Annotated in this window: 14 protein-coding genes and 2 pseudogenes; 8 read left to right on the top strand and 8 right to left on the bottom strand. The window is 42.0% G+C overall.

Going from position 1 to position 16,849, the window contains the following annotated elements:
- Positions 1-43 precede the first annotated feature (43 nt).
- The 4 genes from AC3CIA_RS08490 to rmf all read left to right on the top strand — a co-directional run bounded on the left by AC3CIA_RS08490 (position 44) and on the right by rmf (position 4,218).
- Positions 44-262, top strand: coding sequence for a glutaredoxin family protein (locus tag AC3CIA_RS08490; RefSeq protein WP_237300794.1), 219 nt, complete (start codon positions 44-46; stop codon positions 260-262).
- On the top strand, positions 240-2,156 hold the full coding sequence (locus tag AC3CIA_RS08485; protein ID WP_488517953.1) for an ABC transporter ATP-binding protein: 1,917 nt from the start codon (positions 240-242) through the stop codon (positions 2,154-2,156). The genes AC3CIA_RS08490 and AC3CIA_RS08485 overlap by 23 nt, the downstream gene beginning before the upstream one ends.
- A 9-nt stretch (positions 2,157-2,165) precedes the next feature.
- Positions 2,166-3,884, top strand: coding sequence for a DUF3466 family protein (locus tag AC3CIA_RS08480; RefSeq protein WP_488517952.1), 1,719 nt, complete (start codon positions 2,166-2,168; stop codon positions 3,882-3,884).
- A gap of 160 nt (positions 3,885-4,044) precedes the next feature.
- Positions 4,045-4,218: a ribosome modulation factor gene (rmf, locus tag AC3CIA_RS08475; protein ID WP_017074275.1), complete on the top strand. Its 174-nt coding sequence runs from the start codon at positions 4,045-4,047 to the stop codon at positions 4,216-4,218.
- 249 nt (positions 4,219-4,467) lie between these two features.
- Here rmf and fabA read toward each other — a convergent pair whose 3' ends face one another.
- Positions 4,468-4,983: a bifunctional 3-hydroxydecanoyl-ACP dehydratase/trans-2-decenoyl-ACP isomerase gene (fabA, locus tag AC3CIA_RS08470; protein WP_010440782.1), complete on the bottom strand. Its 516-nt coding sequence runs from the start codon at positions 4,981-4,983 to the stop codon at positions 4,468-4,470.
- A gap of 70 nt (positions 4,984-5,053) precedes the next feature.
- On the bottom strand, positions 5,054-6,706 hold the full coding sequence (locus tag AC3CIA_RS08465; RefSeq protein ID WP_488517951.1) for an AAA family ATPase: 1,653 nt from the start codon (positions 6,704-6,706) through the stop codon (positions 5,054-5,056).
- Between the two features lie 188 nt (positions 6,707-6,894).
- Here AC3CIA_RS08465 and matP point away from each other — a divergent pair, with 188 nt between their 5' ends.
- The 4 genes from matP to AC3CIA_RS08445 all read left to right on the top strand — a co-directional run bounded on the left by matP (position 6,895) and on the right by AC3CIA_RS08445 (position 9,465).
- Positions 6,895-7,350, top strand: a complete 456-nt coding sequence (gene matP, locus AC3CIA_RS08460) for a macrodomain Ter protein MatP (protein WP_004733655.1) — start codon at positions 6,895-6,897, stop codon at positions 7,348-7,350.
- A 23-nt stretch (positions 7,351-7,373) separates the two neighbouring features.
- The gene (locus AC3CIA_RS08455; protein ID WP_017082208.1) at positions 7,374-7,682 is read left to right on the top strand and encodes a DUF3634 family protein; all 309 of its coding nucleotides are present in this window, start codon (positions 7,374-7,376) and stop codon (positions 7,680-7,682) included.
- Positions 7,683-7,789: 107 nt separating this feature from the next.
- The gene (locus AC3CIA_RS08450) at positions 7,790-8,098 is read left to right on the top strand and encodes a hypothetical protein (protein ID WP_114633574.1); all 309 of its coding nucleotides are present in this window, start codon (positions 7,790-7,792) and stop codon (positions 8,096-8,098) included.
- A gap of 146 nt (positions 8,099-8,244) precedes the next feature.
- Complete coding sequence (locus tag AC3CIA_RS08445; RefSeq protein ID WP_488517950.1) at positions 8,245-9,465, top strand: hypothetical protein; 1,221 nt, start codon at positions 8,245-8,247, stop codon at positions 9,463-9,465.
- Between the two features lie 85 nt (positions 9,466-9,550).
- Here AC3CIA_RS08445 and AC3CIA_RS08440 read toward each other — a convergent pair whose 3' ends face one another.
- From AC3CIA_RS08440 to AC3CIA_RS08415, 6 genes and pseudogenes are all read right to left on the bottom strand, one after another.
- Complete coding sequence (locus AC3CIA_RS08440) at positions 9,551-10,153, bottom strand: DUF2971 domain-containing protein (protein ID WP_054547722.1); 603 nt, start codon at positions 10,151-10,153, stop codon at positions 9,551-9,553.
- 319 nt (positions 10,154-10,472) lie between these two features.
- Positions 10,473-11,408, bottom strand: a pseudogene (locus AC3CIA_RS08435) (ISNCY family transposase); the annotation flags it as partial.
- Between the two features lie 180 nt (positions 11,409-11,588).
- Positions 11,589-12,935 (bottom strand): annotated as a pseudogene (locus tag AC3CIA_RS08430) (ISNCY family transposase).
- Positions 12,936-13,217: 282 nt separating this feature from the next.
- A complete protein-coding gene (locus AC3CIA_RS08425; protein WP_146454314.1) occupies positions 13,218-14,942 on the bottom strand; it encodes an ATP-binding protein in 1,725 nt (574 codons plus the stop codon).
- Entirely contained in the window at positions 14,942-16,126 is a 1,185-nt protein-coding gene (locus AC3CIA_RS08420) for an FIST signal transduction protein (RefSeq protein ID WP_171329791.1), read from the bottom strand. The genes AC3CIA_RS08425 and AC3CIA_RS08420 overlap by 1 nt, the downstream gene beginning before the upstream one ends.
- A 115-nt stretch (positions 16,127-16,241) precedes the next feature.
- Positions 16,242-16,607 (bottom strand): hypothetical protein, encoded by a 366-nt coding sequence (locus AC3CIA_RS08415; protein ID WP_017080464.1) that lies wholly within the window; start codon positions 16,605-16,607, stop codon positions 16,242-16,244.
- Positions 16,608-16,849 lie beyond the last annotated feature (242 nt).

The following is a 16,849-nucleotide window of genomic DNA, read 5'->3' as shown; positions in this document are numbered from 1 at the left end:
AGTGCTGACTCTCTACAGTACAGAAGGATGCCATCTATGTGAGATGGCATTCAAACTCGCGGAACAGCTGAATATAAGTCATCAGATCAATGTGGTGGATATCGCACTGGATGATGAGCTCTTTTCCCGTTACGGGGTCACTATTCCGGTGCTCAAATTTGAAAGCTCTGACTTGTCTAAACACTCAGAGCTTAACTGGCCTTTTGGCTTGTTAGAACTTAACGATTGGTTAAAGAAGAATGGCATTACTTACAATTCATAATGGGCAATTAGCGTTTGGCGATCACCCATTATTAGATGGTGCGGATTTCGCACTGCAAGAAAACGAACGTGTGTGTTTGGTTGGCCGTAATGGTGCAGGTAAATCAACGTTGATGAAGATTTTGTCTGGCAACATCATCATGGACGATGGAAAGATGCAGATCACACAAGATGTGGTTGTATCTCGTCTAGAGCAAGATCCTCCGCGTAATGAACAGGGATCTGTTTACGAATACGTATCTGGCGGTTTGGCTGAGGTAGGTGAGTTGCTTAAGGAATACCACAACTTACTTGATGTGATTGCAGAAGATCCTAGCGAAAAGAATTTAAACCGTCTTACTCGCGTTCAAGAAAAATTGGATCATGCAAATGCTTGGCGTTTTGAAGATCGCGTAAGTAATGTTCTTGCTGCACTTAAACTAACAGCAAATACTAAACTGACGGAACTGTCAGGTGGTTGGCAACGTAAAGCCGCACTTGCACGTGCGCTTGTATGTGACCCTGACGTATTACTGCTTGATGAGCCTACCAACCACTTAGATGTAGCAACGATCGAATGGTTAGAAGCTTTCCTAAAAGACTTCCGTGGTTCAATCATCTTTATCTCGCATGACCGTGCTTTCATTAAATCAATGGCAACACGCATTGTTGATCTTGACCGTGGCAAGCTAAGTTCTTTCCCTGGTGACTATGACAACTACTTGTTAGAGAAAGAAGAAGCACTACGTGTTGAAGAGATGCAAAACGCTGAATTTGACAAAAAGCTAGCGCAAGAAGAAGTTTGGATTCGTCAAGGCATCAAAGCGCGTCGTACGCGTAATGAAGGCCGTGTTCGTGCTCTTAAAAAGCTTCGTGAAGAGCGTCAAGATCGTCGTGAAGTACAAGGTAAAGCGAATATCCAAATCGATACGTCTGCACGTTCAGGTAAAATCGTATTTGAAGCAGAGAACCTTAACTTTGCATTTGAAGGCAAAGAGATCGTTACAGACTTTAGTTTCAACATCATGCGCGGCGATCGTATCGCACTTATCGGGCCAAATGGCTGTGGTAAGAGTACGGTTCTTAAACTGCTTCTTGATCAACTTAAACCTGATTCAGGTCGTTTGCATTGTGGTACTAAGCTGGAAGTGGCTTACTTCGACCAATACCGTGAAATTCTAGACCCTGAGAAGTCGGTGATTGATAACCTGGCTGATGGTAAGCAAGAAGTAACAGTAGGCGGACGTGAGCGTCATGCACTGAGCTACTTACAAGATTTCTTGTTCTCTCCTAAACGTGCTCGTACCCCTGTTAAAGCACTGTCTGGTGGCGAGAAAAACCGATTGTTACTGGCTCGTATTTTCCTTAAATCGAATAACTTGTTGATTCTCGATGAGCCTACCAATGATTTAGATATCGAAACATTGGAACTTTTAGAAGATTTGCTTGCCAACTATGAGGGTACGTTGCTTCTCGTGAGCCATGATCGTCAGTTCGTTGATAATACGGTAATGACGAGCTGGATATTTGAAGGTAACGGTGTAGTTGAAGAGTTTGTTGGTGGTTACCACGATGCTCAGAAACAAAGAGCACAAGCACTTGAGTATCGTCAGGTTGAAAAGCCAGCAAAGACTGACAAAGTTGTTGAGGAAACTCCCAAAACTGCGCCAGTTAAAGCTAAACCTAAGAAGTTATCGTATAAGCTACAAAGAGAACTAGAAGCGCTACCAGTGCGTTTAGAAGAATTGGAAACTCAAATTGAAACTCTTCAGGAAGAAGTCAACGATCCAAGCTTCTTTTCAAAATCTGTAGAGCAGACACAACCAGTATTAGATAAGCTATCTGCAGCAGAGCAGGAGCTTGAAGTTGCTTTTGAGCGCTGGGAAGAGCTCGAGGCACTACAACAGGAAAGTTAAGACGTAATAATGACTTGTACTAAATTTAAATTAACAACAGTTGCAGCCCTAGTTTTGGCTGCAACTAATGCCAACGCTGCGCTCTATCAAGTAGTAGAAGTTGCCACTCCTAGTTCAATTACGGGTGCTTCAGAAACCTTTGGAGTAGCAATTCAACCAGCGACGGTAACCGGAACAGAAAGTTGTTTTACTACCGGCACTGTTGGTAGTGTTGCATGTGGTGACTTTAAACTGGCTGGTGAAACTCGCGATACTCTTGAAGCTGTAAGTTATCGTGAAGAAGTACCATTCGCGATGGACGCTCCATTTCAATATATTCAAGAGTTTGATGATTTCGAAAACTATTGTTATCGAGAGCTGAGATACTCTACGTGCGAAAGTTGGGCTCAAAATCGTTGGAATGATACGTGGAGCAAGGAAAGAAATGACTTGAGTTACGTAAATGCCAAAGCCTTTGTTGAAGGTGGTGATACATTTACGAGTCGAAATACTGTCATTAACTCCTTGTATGCCAAATCTGCGACAGAAGTTGAGCCTTTGGGTGTTAAATCAGAAGGCGGTATCCGTAATAATGCCCTTCATACTGAATCAGTAGCTCCTGCAGGCTCTTCGGAAACTCGTGCGTGGCGTGCGATAAAAGCGAGTGACGGCAAAGTTTACAATGTAGGTAGTGTATCTGAGGAGTTCAAGCCGACAGATACTTCTGAACCAGATAAGGCCTTTGCTTCTAAAGCCGCGATTTGGGATGGCACCACAACAAAACAAATCGATTGGATAAGAAGTGGTGATGCCCAACAAGGTGATTATTTTGCTCAAGGCAGTATGCGCTCAATTGTTGAGTCGAACTCTGTTTTTTACGGTGTAGGTTATAACACAGCAGATGGTAGTGGTGATCTACAAGATATGAATGCTTCGGTATTCATTAGTAAATCTTTGGACCTAGCTGATAGGAATAACACATGGACAACTAAAGAGATTAGCGGCGCTGAGGTCAAATCTGGTTCTTCAAATGATGATGCTAGATACAGTAACTCTGTTGCAACGGATATTAACGATAACCTCTTTGCTGTTGGCTATGCTAAGCGTAACGGTTATGTACCAGAGAGTGGTAGTGCAGGCAATAAGATCTTTGTTGTTGAAAATGCAGCAGATCCTGAAGCGGACTTTTTGACTGGTGGTATCTTCTTTGATGGTGCGAGCGGTGAAGCTAAAGCGGTAAATAACTTCAATGAGATCGTAGGCCAAATTGACGCGGAAACGACTCGTGAAGTAGATGGTAGTGAGCGTAGACATAGAGGTTTTATTTACCCGTATCAAGCGACCGGTACTGACGCATCAAGAATTGCGCTGTTTGAGAGCAAAGCTTGGTGGTTAGATGATCTAACAAATGATGGTAACGCTTCTGGAGAAAACAACAAGTTCCGAATTATTGATGCTTCAGATATCAATGATGCAGGTGTGATCTCAGCCACCGCTATCAAGTGTACCGTTGGTGGAACAACACAAGCATATGATACAACGTCACATAACTCGTATTGTGGCGGCGCTGCATCTAACGCGGTAGAAGAAGTAGTAGCTGTTAAGCTGATTCCAATTGCCGGAGCTACTAAAGTTGATATTCAAACTCGTAGCGCTGATACGGAGAAAGTTGATCGTCAAGGCGGTAGCCTAGGTTGGTTAGGTTTGACTGTGCTTGGCCTGTTAGGGTTCCGTAGAAAATTTAAATAATTTTATCTCTTGAGCCCGAGTTCACAATTCTGAACTCGGGCTTTTTTTCGCCTTGAGAAAAGTGCAAAAGTGGTCGATTCTTAAAGTTGGAGTCAACAAAACTCCACGAAGTTGTAATCATTGTATGTTAGTAAACGAACACCCGTATGAGGACTGCACTATGAAGAGACAAAAGCGTGATCGCCTAGAACGAGCACAATCTCAAGGTTACAAAGCTGGTTTAAATGGCAGGTCACAAGAAGCTTGCCCATACAGCCAAATGGATTCTAAATCGTATTGGTTAGGTGGTTGGCGTGATGCCAAAGATGATAAGCATTCAGGTCTCTATAAGTAGATAGGGCGAACATATTCAAAGGTCAAGGCTCCATGTTGTATGACAGCTGGAGCCTTGTTAGTTTCTGAGAACCATACAAGGCCTTATAAACCGAGAACTGGCTGCTTAGAAAGTGATTTAAGATTGCTTCGCTGGTGGACATATAATTGATGAGAGTTACTTAGTTACATCTTGATGCACTATAACTAAATGTATTGAAATGAAAATAAAGCAACCATTGGCTGCTTTATTAAAAATCTAACTATTAGACTAGAATGCTGATGTGTCTTGGAAAAGACCAACTTTCAAATCTTTAGCAACATAGATCTCTTTACCATCAACAAGAACGCGACCGTCTGCAAGGCCCATTACTAGGCGACGGTTAACAACACGCTTCATGTGAATTTCGTAAGTTACTTTTTTAGCCGTAGGTAAGATTTGGCCAGTGAACTTAACTTCACCAACACCTAGAGCACGGCCTTTGCCTTTGCCGCCAACCCAACCAAGGTAGAAGCCAACAAGCTGCCACATTGCATCAAGGCCTAGACAACCAGGCATTACTGGGTCGCCAGGAAAGTGACAGTCGAAGAACCATAGGTCAGGAGTAATATCCAGTTCAGCAAGAATCAAACCTTTACCGAAATCACCTTCAGTCTCAGACATTTTAGTGATGCGATCCATCATCAACATGTTCGGTGCTGGTAGTTGAGGACCTTCTGGCCATAGTTCGCCTTGGCTTGATGCTAGAAGATCTTCGCGAGTGTAAGAATCACGTTTGTTTTGCATTATCAATTACTCCGATTTTTGATAGGTGCATATTAGTGAACAGGTGTACGCTAAACAAGTCCGATCAGTACTAGACAAACCAGTTTTTAATGCGTCCAACGATTCCAATAGGGTGCTCATGTCTTTCAAAGTTTTCAATACGTTCCGCGATTTTACTCAGAACGCTTTCTTGTTCTTCGTCCCTAAATGGTGCGTTCATAATAAGAGGAATCGCTTCATCTACATTAGACACAGACCAGATATGGAACTCTTTGTTTTTGATGCTTTCAATTAAGTCTGGCTTCAGAGCAAGATGTCTTAAGTTAGATCTTGGAAGGATCACACCTTGTTCGCCAGTTAGTCCGTTGTGTTTACACACATGGTAGAAGCCTTCGATTTTCTCGTTTAGCCCACCAACGGCTTGTACACGACCGAATTGGTCGACAGCACCGGTTACCGCTATTTGTTGATTGATAGGGTATTCCGACAAAGCACTTACCAGAGAGCAAAGCTCAGCTAGAGAAGCGCTATCGCCATCAACTTCGCAGTATGATTGCTCGAACACAACAGAAGCAGCATATGGCAACGGATCTTCAAGGTTAAGCGCGCTGCTAACGAATGCTTGCATGATCATCATACCTTTGGCGTGAAGGTTGCCACCAAGCTCTGCTTTTCTTTCTACATCGGTAATGTCGCCATCGCCAAAGTGAATAACACAGGAAATACGAGCCGGTTCACCATAAGAAATAGGGTGTCCAGGAACGTCAATAACCGTCAGGCCGTTAACTTGTCCTACTTGCTCACCCTCTGTTTCGATGATGACTTGGCCATCTCGAATATCATCGAGAGCACGTTCAGGAAGGTAAGACTCTCGGTTGTACTTGTGCTGTTGAGCTTGTTGGATATGCTGAATGTCAATGTCACCATTGTCCGCTTCAACTAAAGCTTCGCTCAATAGCGCATTGTGCCAAATAGGGCATAAAGGGATATAGCTTTGATCTTCAGTCTCACGCGCACCAGCAGTAAGAATTCCAATTAGTGCCTGTTGTGTAATGTTTGTGAGGTTATAACGTTGCTGAAGCCATCTTAGATACCCAAGATATTGGGTCAAAGTATCGTACGACAGCTTAATATCTTGTTCTATTTCACTGAATAGACAAAACCCTGTTTGAATATCGCCATCTAGATAATCCAGATCACCAAGTTGAGCGCGGTCTCCGACAACAATCAACTTAATGTTATATGTCAGTGCAGCGATAGGCGTTTGATTTAGATGTTCTGGAAAACTGCTAATTGGTTCGACTGCTTCACCGAGAAGTGCGGATTTCAATAACAACCAACTTCCTGGATTTGCAAGAATCAGATTCGCTGAGACAACGAGGTAACCATTGTTCGCTCTAGAAAGTAGACCTGGCTTTGTCGCTACAATTTCACCATTTTTAGACTGAACTTGGTCAAATAAAGTGGCTGCATTTAAAGATTCGGTTTTTATAACAGGCTGAGCATCGTCTTTTAACTCTGTCGTCAAAGATTCAACGATAAGTTGACGATAGATTGAGTTGTCAGGCGCATTAACAAGTAGAACTCGTGAAAGATTGGATAGGCGTACAAAACGGGTTAGCGCATCTCTAAATCGATGTTGAATATCTGAGAATGTGAAAGGAGAGATGTCAGGGAATTGCTCTAGTTGAGCGCTATATTCATCGTACTGAGGCGTTACATGTCGCCAATCTACTTGAGTCATTTAAATGTCTGATTATGATAATAAGGTAGGGAGTATATAGAAAAACCGAGGACTCATATAGGTCTATGTTGTAGTTACTAAACACTAAGCTAATATAAGTATGATCTTGGTCTATTCTTTCAAGACAATAATTGTTAAGTGACCTATTTTGGGTTACGCTGTCACTAGGTTAACTCTCGAGATTAGACATGAAATATCAGCAGCTTGAAAATTTAGAATGTGGTTGGAAATGGAACTACTTGGTAAAAAAATGGAAAGAAGGTGATTCGATCACTTGCCACATTGATTCAAGTGAAGCTGATGTTGCTGTGAAAGCTTTGTTGGAGCTAGAACACCAACCTACAGGGGTTCTTGAGTGGATCTCAAATAACATGTCGCCTGAGCTCGATAACAAACTCAAGCAAGCGATCAGAGCCAAACGTAAGCGCCATTTCAACGCTGAGCAAGTTCATACTAAAAAGAAGTCTATCGATCTTGATTATCGAGTCTGGGAGAAGTTATCTCAACGAGCAAACGAACTCGGTTGTACGTTATCTGATGCGATAGAGTATTTGGTTAGCGAAGCGTCTCGAAGTGAGCAGGCCAGCAAGACAGTTACTAGCCTTAAAGAAGATTTGAGTAAGCTCCTTTCTGACGATAAATAACCGTCAACAGTAGTGGTGACATTATGATGTATGTAATCTTAATTGGTGCAGCGTTGGTTTTTTGGTTAGTCGCAGTTGATCGGCCGGTATTGAAAATCAAATTTAGTGACGGGGCGATCGAACAAGTTAAAGGTCATCTACCACCGAGCTTTAAGCACAACCTTCAAGAAATTGGCCACAATAATTCCTTCAAGGGTGAGTTGAAAGTATATGCGAAGCGCTCTGGTTACAATCTCAAATTTACTAAAGATGTACCTAAAAGCGTTCAACAACGTATTCGTAACGTATTTCCGCATAATGGATTTAAATCCAAAGGTTCAAAGAAAGCGTAATTGTCGAGAATTACGAGTTATCTGGTAAAACGTCATACTTAGTTAATTCTTCATCCCCCTTAGCTGTAAGCATACTGTTCTCACCCCCCCAATAAAGAGAGATCAGTATGAGATATCTAATATTCTTGTCGTTTTTTTTATCCCCATTTGTTTTTGCCGACGATGCATTGGTTAACCCCGTAGCCAAAAAAATCAAAGCCACAATGCTGAAAGGGCTCAACAAGAATAATATTGATTTTGATGGTTATTGCGACCTGATGATAGAAATGAAGCACTCTAAAGGTTATGCAAGAATTAAAAAGGTTAGGACATCTGGCGATAGCAAAGCATGCAAACAAGCTAAAAAGCACTTACCGAGGAAGAAAAAGTTCAAATACAGCTTTCCTGAAAAGTACATCCGCCTCCATATCACATAATAAGCCGATTTCATGCACTATAACTAAATAACCTTAATTTTATTGAAACAATTACGTGAACCAATCTCTAATTTCTATTAATATTAGTTTTATTATAAAGGCAGGATATGCCGGAAAAGAGCTTTTAGGGCAAAGGAAAGTCACGGTTGTTGTTAGCACATAAAAATTACCCCCCTGAAGTGATTGAGATATCGAGAAAAGTCTCTATAAATGTTGAGGCTCGCTTTAATCGGTGGCTGATCTCTCCGGAGTATAAACTCGAGCAATCTACGGTCGATACATTACTGAGCTTGGAAAATAGATACTGTGATAGCGTTATATTTGATGAATCTGACCGCATATCTCACAATCAACGTATTTTATTGCGTTGTGAACAAGATAGAGTTCACGCTCATCGTGAGAAAGTCGTCGCGAAGCAACAAACATTGCGTTACGTGGTCGATGATGTAAGTAATACAGCCTCGGAGCTTATGCTTGAGAAGCTTCAAGGGACCTTAATAAGCACATTGTTTTCAGAGCTACCAGACTACAACCAGTTCGCTAATGTTGGCTATTCGCCATCCTTAAACTTTTCTAAGCTTCATGAAATATCAGCCAAAAGTAGTGCATTGAGTTCAAGCTTAATCGAGTTTGTTTCCAATCGTGAGTTCACTGAAAAGTACGGTAAAAAATCTAAGGTAATTCTCGATCCTAAAGTTGCAGCGCGCCAAATCGGTATCGAGAACTGTCGTTTGTTGTTTCCATTACTGATGAGCCAGCAGCTTATTAAATGGAGTGATGGCAACATCAAGCACATCTCGCCTAAGGTTTGGCAGCATCTGGTAGTGACTTCAAATGCGACTCGAATTCGACTTCAAGAAACGTCGGTAAAAGATCCTAACGTCGGTATTCTACTTGGTGTTTTGAGAGTTCTGCCTTTGTTCTTGATTTGTAACCACTTTTCTTCAATTTTTGAAGATGCATTGGTAAAAACGATGCTTGGCTATCGTGAAGCAAGTGACAAGCATGATGAATATTATGCTTGTACAGAGGTGATACCAAACACACAGTTTCTCGAAGTAATGGTAGAGAAATTGGAGCTTAAGCTACTAAAAAATCTCGTTGAATTTGTAGATTGGAGTCCAAGTAATCTATTCATCAAGAGGGCGCTTCTAGAGGAAGTGAATGATATCCCCGTGCTTGAGCGAACAGTTTATGGCGCGGCTCTCGCCCAAGGTCGAAAGTTTTCTATTTTCGAAGCGTTGGATAACAGCGAATTGTTTAACGTTAAGCATCGCCCTTATTGGTTTTCCACAGTTCAAATGTCTATAACGACAATTGAACAAATGCAGGGTAGAGTGCCTGGACAACTGACGACGAACATGTAAATAAAAAGGGAGCCACATTTAATGTGGCTCCCTTTTTGTTACGCAGTAACCTTTGGGCGGTTACTGGATCAGTTGGTGTGTTATTTTAACTGACCACTTCGAATGTAAACGACTCTTGTTTGGCTGTTGCGTGTTTAACGGGAATACCAAGGCGTTGGCAAGTCATCAGAACTTTAAGCTTCCTGTCGGCAGGAGCGTGTTCAGAGAGGATCACAGAGCTTAGGCATTCTCTATTAAGGTACAGCTTATTGCCGAGCATCTCCTGATTAGGCAACACCCAGCGATATTCCTTTTCGTAACGCCAATTAGAATGCTTGATCTTAAATATTTCTGCTTCCAATTCAGATGTTTGGAATTCATTCAACGATTCTAAGTGGAACATGTTTGGGTCGTCTTTATACTGGACTTCAAAGCAATTGAGCTTGGCCTCACCATTATAACAATTGAGGTCATACTCGATGCACATGCCTTTAAAGTTGTCGCCATACTGAGACCATAGTATTGGGTGGTCACTCGACTGAGAAAAACACACAACCTTGAAATCGTTCTGAAGTTCTTTGTCGAGCAGATGGTTAGACTCAAATGGGTTATTAAAGGTCTTAGCGTAATCAAACCATAACGAACATTCGGCAATAGATTGTATGTTTCTGTCGTGGAGAGATCTGAACTTATAAAGTTTAGGCAACATATCAAACACCTAGTTTACAACATTGCTTGATGTTAACACTTTAATTCATAACTCATACCCGAATGCATAGCATTTGATTGCTCAATCACCAAATTTATTGGCACAACTGTTTGATAGATCGAAATTTAAACACGAAATAGTGACCGGTTTAAGTGGTTTGTTTTGCAGTTAAGCAATAGCGAACTAAAGTAGGTTAGTTGGAAATAAGATACAACGTAACTTTTTTTTGGACTAAATGGCTTAGAGCTGTATTTGAGAATCGTAAGGTTAATTTAATAAAGGAAGTGTTCTAGTTGACTCTTGTGGGTTTCTTGCACTTGAAAATATCGTCGAGTTCTTGCTTGGACTCTCGAACCGGACGATGCATGTTTTTCGGGTACTGTGCGGGTTTAGCAAAGCGGTGGTTAAAATCGGCGATGAAGTAGGGAAGCCAGGCGTTGGCTTGTTCGATGGTGTCGATACCTTGTAAGCGCATCTCTTTAACCAGTCGGTCTTGCTGCGTGAGGTTGGCTCGCTCAACGTGGCCTTTGGCTTGGGAGCTGTTGGCACAGATGAGTTCTATCGCCAGTTCTTTCAACACGCGCCCGTATTTAGTTTGGCCAACTTGTTTGTTTTGCTTCTGATTCACTCGAAAAATCGAGTGCTTGCCGCTGTAAAATGCGATGGGTTTACCGTGCTCATTGAGGTATTCACGTGTGGTCAGCATGTAGTCAAACGCGGATTCAGTCTCACTGAATCTTAGGTTCATCAAACGGCCAGTCGCATCATCAATGAACACCAATAGGCAGCATTTGTCGCTGCGGCCCTCAAACCAGTCATGATGTGAGCCATCTATCTGAATCAATTCTCCAAGACAGTCTCGACGGTAACGAGGTTGATAGACTCTAGGTTTTCGTTGTGAGTGCGGGATCCAAAGGTTGTCGGCAATCATCCATTGGCGAAGTGTCTCTAACTAGATAGCTAAATTATGATTTTCTATGATCTTTTCACGTGCAAATGTGGGTGAGAAATCAGAATAGTGTTTATGGATAGTCGAAAGAATCTCTTTGCGATATTCGTCAGAATAACGCCGATTACTGGGTTTACCTCTAGAAGCATGGGTTAAACTAGCCGCACCATGTTCACGTAGTTTGTTCATTAACCTTTGAACTTGACGCTCACTTAACGAAAGTATCTCTGCCGCATCAGTACGACGCAAACGATGTTCACAGACGTCTTGAATAACTTTGAGTCGACTAATTTCTTTTTCACTCATGGCAATCAACATCTCAGTAGTCCTTAGTAACCGAAGCTGGTACATGAAATGTAGTCAGCAACCAGCACTAAGGTGACATTTTAATCTAGCTCAAAAGTGACATTACTACCTGGGGCCTACAAGCCATGTCAATCCCATTTTAAAATGTCCTCATTTGCCCCAAATAGAAATGTCCCCTTGTTAGGTCTTTCGACTGGAAGCTTTGAATGGTTCGGTGAGCACTGGGTTGATGGTTCGAGGGGCAGTTTGAAGGGCTCTTTGTTGTGCACGCCGCTTGGGCGCTTTCTTACTGCGGGTTCGTTGCTGTTGTTGTTCGAATTCTTCTTGTTGTTGCTGAGCAAATTTTAAAACTTGGCCGAGGCGTTTGTTGTCGACGATTTGGGTTTGTTGAACGTGCTCGAGTTTGTCGAAGGTTTTGAATTCGAGTCTTCGATGCCCGTATTGGATGGCGATTTCACCGTTTGGGTAGTCGAGTATCTTGACATGTTCGTGCGCTAGTCGGCTGTTTTCTTCAGTAGGTTCAATGAGATAAATCACTTTATCGTATTGAAATGTAAGTGACTTTGAGAGCTTGCGGGTTTCTTGCTAACTGAAAATATCGTCGAGTTCTTGCTTGGACTCTCGAACCGGACGATGCATGTCTTTTGGGTATTGAGCGGGCTTAGCAAAGCGATGGTTAAAATCGGCGGTGAAGTAGGGAAGCCAGGCGTTGGCTTGTTCGATGGTGTCGATACCTTGTAAGCGCATCTCTTTAACCAGCCGGTCTTGCAGCGTGAGGTTGGCTCTCTCAACGCGGCCTTTGGCTTGGGAGCTGTTGGCACAGATGAGTTCTATGGCCAGTTCTTTCAGCACGCGCCCGTATTGAGTTTGGCCAACTTGTTTGTGTTTCTCCTGATTCACTCGAAAAATTGAGTGCTTGTCACTGTAAAATGCGATGGGTTTACCGTGCTCATTGAGGTATTCACGCGTGGTCAACATGTAGTCAAATGCGGATTCTGTCTCGCTGAATCTTAGGTTCATCAAACGGCCAGTCGCATCATCAATGAACACCAATAGGCAACATTTGTCGCTGCGGCCTTCGAACCAGTCATGATGGGAGCCGTCAATTTGGATAAGTTCGCCCAAGCGATCACGACGGTAACGAGGCTGATAGACTCGAGGTTTGCGTTGTGAATGTGGAAGCCACAGTCCGTCGGCGATCATCCATTGACGGAGTGTTTCTTTAGAGACGGATAGATTGTGTCGTTCAGTCAGTTTTTCCAGAGCGAACGTTGGTGAGAAGTCAGAGTAATGCTCACGGATAAGTTTCAGTATTTCAATTCTGAAATGTTCTGAGTAGCGTCGATTACTTGGGCGTCCACGCGCTGCGTGTGTAAGACTTTGAGCGCCAAGAGAGACCAGTTTGTTTACCAAACGTCGGATATGACGCGCAGACAGATTCAAAATGATAGCAGCGTCAACTTGGCGTAGTCGTTTTTCACGTACGTCAGTAAGCACCTTGAATCGATGAATATCTTTTTCACTCATAGTAATAAGCATCCGGATAACTCCTAAGCAGACCAATATAGGTAAGCTTAGGAGGACATTTTAAAATGGCTCAAACCGGACATTACTAAATTGCTCTAACAAGCCAACTGCGTATTATGTATATTATGTTAAATTGAGTTTGGTGTTTATAAGGCAGGTATCTTTGTGTGATGCCCTGCCTCTTGTTTATCTACCAAATTGGCGTTCTATTTAACAGTGAGGCTATTTACCATAAAATACCTAATAAACATATATCCTAATCTTCGATTAAGAATACGTTTATTAGATTTCAAGCATTAATCGATCGATAGCCTCTGTGATCTCTTTGGTTCTTACTGGTTTGGTGACGAAATCATTCATGCCTACATCTAAGCACGAATATTTATCTTCTAGTGATGTGTGTGCTGTTAGCGCGACGATTGGCGTTTTGATGTTCGCGTCTCTCATGTATTTAGTTGTCGTTAGGCCATCCATTACTGGCATCGACACATCCATCAAGATAATATCTATCGAGTCGTTTCCTCTTTCAACAAATCCAATTGCTTCTTCACCGTTACTTGCGATAAAAACTTCGTGGCCTTGTCGCGTTAGAATCAATTTAATCACCATTTGATTTGTAGGATTGTCTTCGACAACTAAAACTGAATAGCGACTTCTGAGTTCTCTTGAAGATTTGTCCTCTTCACTGTGAGCTAGATTGTTCGTGACTCTGGTAAGTACTGGTAACTGCACTTCGAATTTAGAACCTTTTCCGGGTTCACTCTCTACAGATATGCGTCCTCGCATCAGTTCTACCAGTCGCTTGGTTATCGCAAGGCCTAAACCGGTGCCACCAAATCTGCGTGTGATTGTACTATCAGCTTGCACGAATGGGCTGAATAGCGACGAAAGTTGTTGTGAGCTAATGCCAATCCCGGTGTCTTCTACTGTTATATAGAATGAGCTCTGCAGGTATTTGATCGAAACATGGACATGCCCACGCTCAGTGAACTTAATCGCGTTACCGATCAAATTAAATAGGATTTGTGCCAAGCGACTTGGGTCGATGTAATGAAGTTCACCTTCAGGGATATCGCTGGATATTGTTAGCGCCAAACCTTTATTGTCTGCTGTCTTCTTTTGTTCAGATAATACAAAAGTTACAGTGTCTCTTACGTTGCTCCATTGAGGTGCTAGTGAGAAACATCCAGATTCAATCTTAGAAAAATCCAATACGTCACTGATAATTGCCAATAAAAGCTCAGATGATGTGCTCATATTAAGCAGTATAGACTGTTGCTCTTCGTTCAGTGATGTGGATTTTAGGGCGTCTATCAAGCCAATGATGGCATTTAGCGGTGTTCTTAATTCATGACTCATCATTGCGAGGAATTCAGACTTGGCCTTGTTGGCTCTTTCTGCGTCTTTTCTTGCTGTGACAAGCTCTGCTGTACGCTCTCGAACGGTTGCTTCAAGCTTTTCTTTGTTTTCAATATCGAAAACAGCACGCTCAATTAGTGGTCTAAAGCGGTTTAGGGTTGCTTTTGTTTCAACACTAAAGTGCTTGGTATTGGAGTGGATAAAGATGATTACGGATTGTGTTAGTCCGCTATCGATACCAGTAATTAGAACAGAGTTGATTTGATCGAGGATAATGGGATGTAAGGAATTGAATTCACCCAGAGACTTGGGTTCAAAAAGGATGGCGCATTCTCCATTGATCACTCGAGATAGCTTACCACAATCACTCCAATTCATTTGTTCGAAGACTTTGTTATTGGTTAGAAGGGTTTTGAAATTACCTTCGTTCCCTACCCTAGATATTACGATAAAGTCATCAAACTTAATGTATTTTTTGAGCACAAATTCAAGACTATAAAATATCTCAGATATGTTACTTGCCTTACTGATCGCAGAGATGGTTGATAAGATCACCCTGTTCTCTTCAGCCAGTTTTCGCTCACGGGCTTTTAGTTTTTGCAGTTCAATACGTGCTTCTTGCAGCGCTTCTTGACCTTCAGAGCCCATTATTTTTTCAACCTATAAAACGTTGCAGACGATACCATTAAATTTCCGTGCGCACTCTCACCGCCAGATAACCTTCCTTGTTCACCAAAGGTGAATGGGCATATGTATGGGAGTCCGTTAAGTGCTTGATTTATTTGATCGCATACTTCGTCCATATCTTGCTTAAGGTTCAACATTGGACCTGCGCAGAAGATATTGATCGCACCTAGTTTCTCTTCTAAATCCATGTCGTTGTAGTAAGAAGAGTGAATAATATTAGCGGCACGGCTTATCAATTGCTGTTTAGATCCCTGCATCAAATAAATGGTGTCGCCTTCATTGATGTCTGTGAATAGCTCGATTCCATTGCACTCTGTTTCTCTGATTGAGTGGGACAATTTGAAATATGGGTAGTCGTATGAAGAGCCAACTTTTCGCCCTAGCGGATACACGGACGACTTTTCGAATATATAGCCATCATCACTACCACCTAGATGGAAATTGGTCCATTCGTTATAAACGGTGACGGCTGGTCTATGGTCAATCTCCAACAATATTCGGTTTCTTACTTTAGTCACGGTCCCAGAATAGCGAGTGGGCGTATGGCCTGCACTAAAAGACGAATAGATGGACTGAGAAGCAAATACCACAGTTAAAGATACGCCATTGATAGAGAGTGACTCTTCGGTAAATATACTCCAGTTTCCAGAAACCTGATTGTCCGCCGCGCTGCCACCAATAACAGGTACCTCAGTACCAAACTTCTTATCGATAGCCGCCATGACCTTCTCTTCATTGCCAGGAGTGGAATGCAGTAAGATAAGATCAGGGATTTCACCTTCTCGGTTGGCGTTCTTAAGTGCTTTATCGATGGCGCTGAAGGTGCTTTGGTTTATGGAGTCGCTAAAGTGCTCGATACCCGTACCATAGGCGTTGATCCCAGAGTCATAGATGATGAGTACGCCTATCACTGGGCCAGAGTGGAACCCAGTTTCGGTCATAATGCCGTGACAAGTGGTGCAGCCATGTATTGGGGTGTTAGGGAGAGCATCTACGAAATATCTCTGCACAGCGAGTGTTGAGTACTCTTCTGTGCAGTAGCAAATAAGACAGGCAATATCTTCAGGGTTTTCTACCCCATTGAGCAACTCATCTACTGCGATTTTATCGTCTAGGGAATAAGAGACTTTTGATAGAAATTTCATAGATTCCGGGAAACTTTATTAATGTCCTCTTTATAACACTTTAATGCATGGTGTTTCACTGATTTGGTACATATTTCTATCAAAAGAACCGAGGCGTGACTCAGTTTACCCTCTATTACTCTTTAGAAAGGTTTACGGAAAACGTGCTTATCTGTTGTGGAAATGTAACTGTTATTGAGGAGGTCTTATCATTAGTTTGTAACAGCCAATTCGATGGCCCTTTTTCTTCTAGAATTCCACTCTCATTGTAGCTAATGATAAATTTGCCAGTTTTAGATGTTTCGATTGAATACCCTGATCTATCGCCCGAAATTAAAACATTATGATTATCAATACCAAATTCACACGGTTTTGAAATTATACAGCTTACTGTTTCGTGATTATCGTATGTTACTGTTCTCCAAGTAAATGCCGCTATTAAAATAACCAACATGACGATAATTTGAACAAGCCTGCCTTTTGTTAGCTTTTGTGCCGCCATTATAATCTTTACTCCTTGTTACAAAGTTCAAAGTTTTTAAATAAAAATCCAATTCCAGACCAAGCGTAAGGTTACTACTCTGTCATTGATTTGTTAATTCAAGTATAGTGTCGCGTTGAAAATGCCACTTTTTTTTAAAATCAGCAAGTGGAAATAAAGCCCTGAATAGGCTGAATTTCCTTTTCTAATTTGGGTGGCATTACGACGTGAGTCGTGTTGGAAGTAAAGTGTAGTAAATAAGA

Source organism: Vibrio sp. QJM3NY_27 (genome assembly GCF_057785955.1).
Note: the sequence above shows the minus strand (reverse complement) of the source record. Positions and strands in the feature narration are given on the sequence as shown.

Coding starts and splice junctions, on each gene's coding strand:
- AC3CIA_RS08490 (WP_237300794.1), top strand. CDS start 44: ATGGCATTCAAACTCGCGGAACAGCTGAATATAAGTCATCAGATCAAT.
- AC3CIA_RS08485 (WP_488517953.1), top strand. CDS start 240: ATGGCATTACTTACAATTCATAATGGGCAATTAGCGTTTGGCGATCAC.
- AC3CIA_RS08480 (WP_488517952.1), top strand. CDS start 2,166: ATGACTTGTACTAAATTTAAATTAACAACAGTTGCAGCCCTAGTTTTG.
- rmf (WP_017074275.1), top strand. CDS start 4,045: ATGAAGAGACAAAAGCGTGATCGCCTAGAACGAGCACAATCTCAAGGT.
- fabA (WP_010440782.1), bottom strand. CDS start 4,983: ATGCAAAACAAACGTGATTCTTACACTCGCGAAGATCTTCTAGCATCA.
- AC3CIA_RS08465 (WP_488517951.1), bottom strand. CDS start 6,706: ATGACTCAAGTAGATTGGCGACATGTAACGCCTCAGTACGATGAATAT.
- matP (WP_004733655.1), top strand. CDS start 6,895: ATGAAATATCAGCAGCTTGAAAATTTAGAATGTGGTTGGAAATGGAAC.
- AC3CIA_RS08455 (WP_017082208.1), top strand. CDS start 7,374: ATGATGTATGTAATCTTAATTGGTGCAGCGTTGGTTTTTTGGTTAGTC.
- AC3CIA_RS08450 (WP_114633574.1), top strand. CDS start 7,790: ATGAGATATCTAATATTCTTGTCGTTTTTTTTATCCCCATTTGTTTTT.
- AC3CIA_RS08440 (WP_054547722.1), bottom strand. CDS start 10,153: ATGTTGCCTAAACTTTATAAGTTCAGATCTCTCCACGACAGAAACATA.
- AC3CIA_RS08425 (WP_146454314.1), bottom strand. CDS start 14,942: ATGGGCTCTGAAGGTCAAGAAGCGCTGCAAGAAGCACGTATTGAACTG.
- AC3CIA_RS08420 (WP_171329791.1), bottom strand. CDS start 16,126: ATGAAATTTCTATCAAAAGTCTCTTATTCCCTAGACGATAAAATCGCA.
- AC3CIA_RS08415 (WP_017080464.1), bottom strand. CDS start 16,607: ATGGCGGCACAAAAGCTAACAAAAGGCAGGCTTGTTCAAATTATCGTC.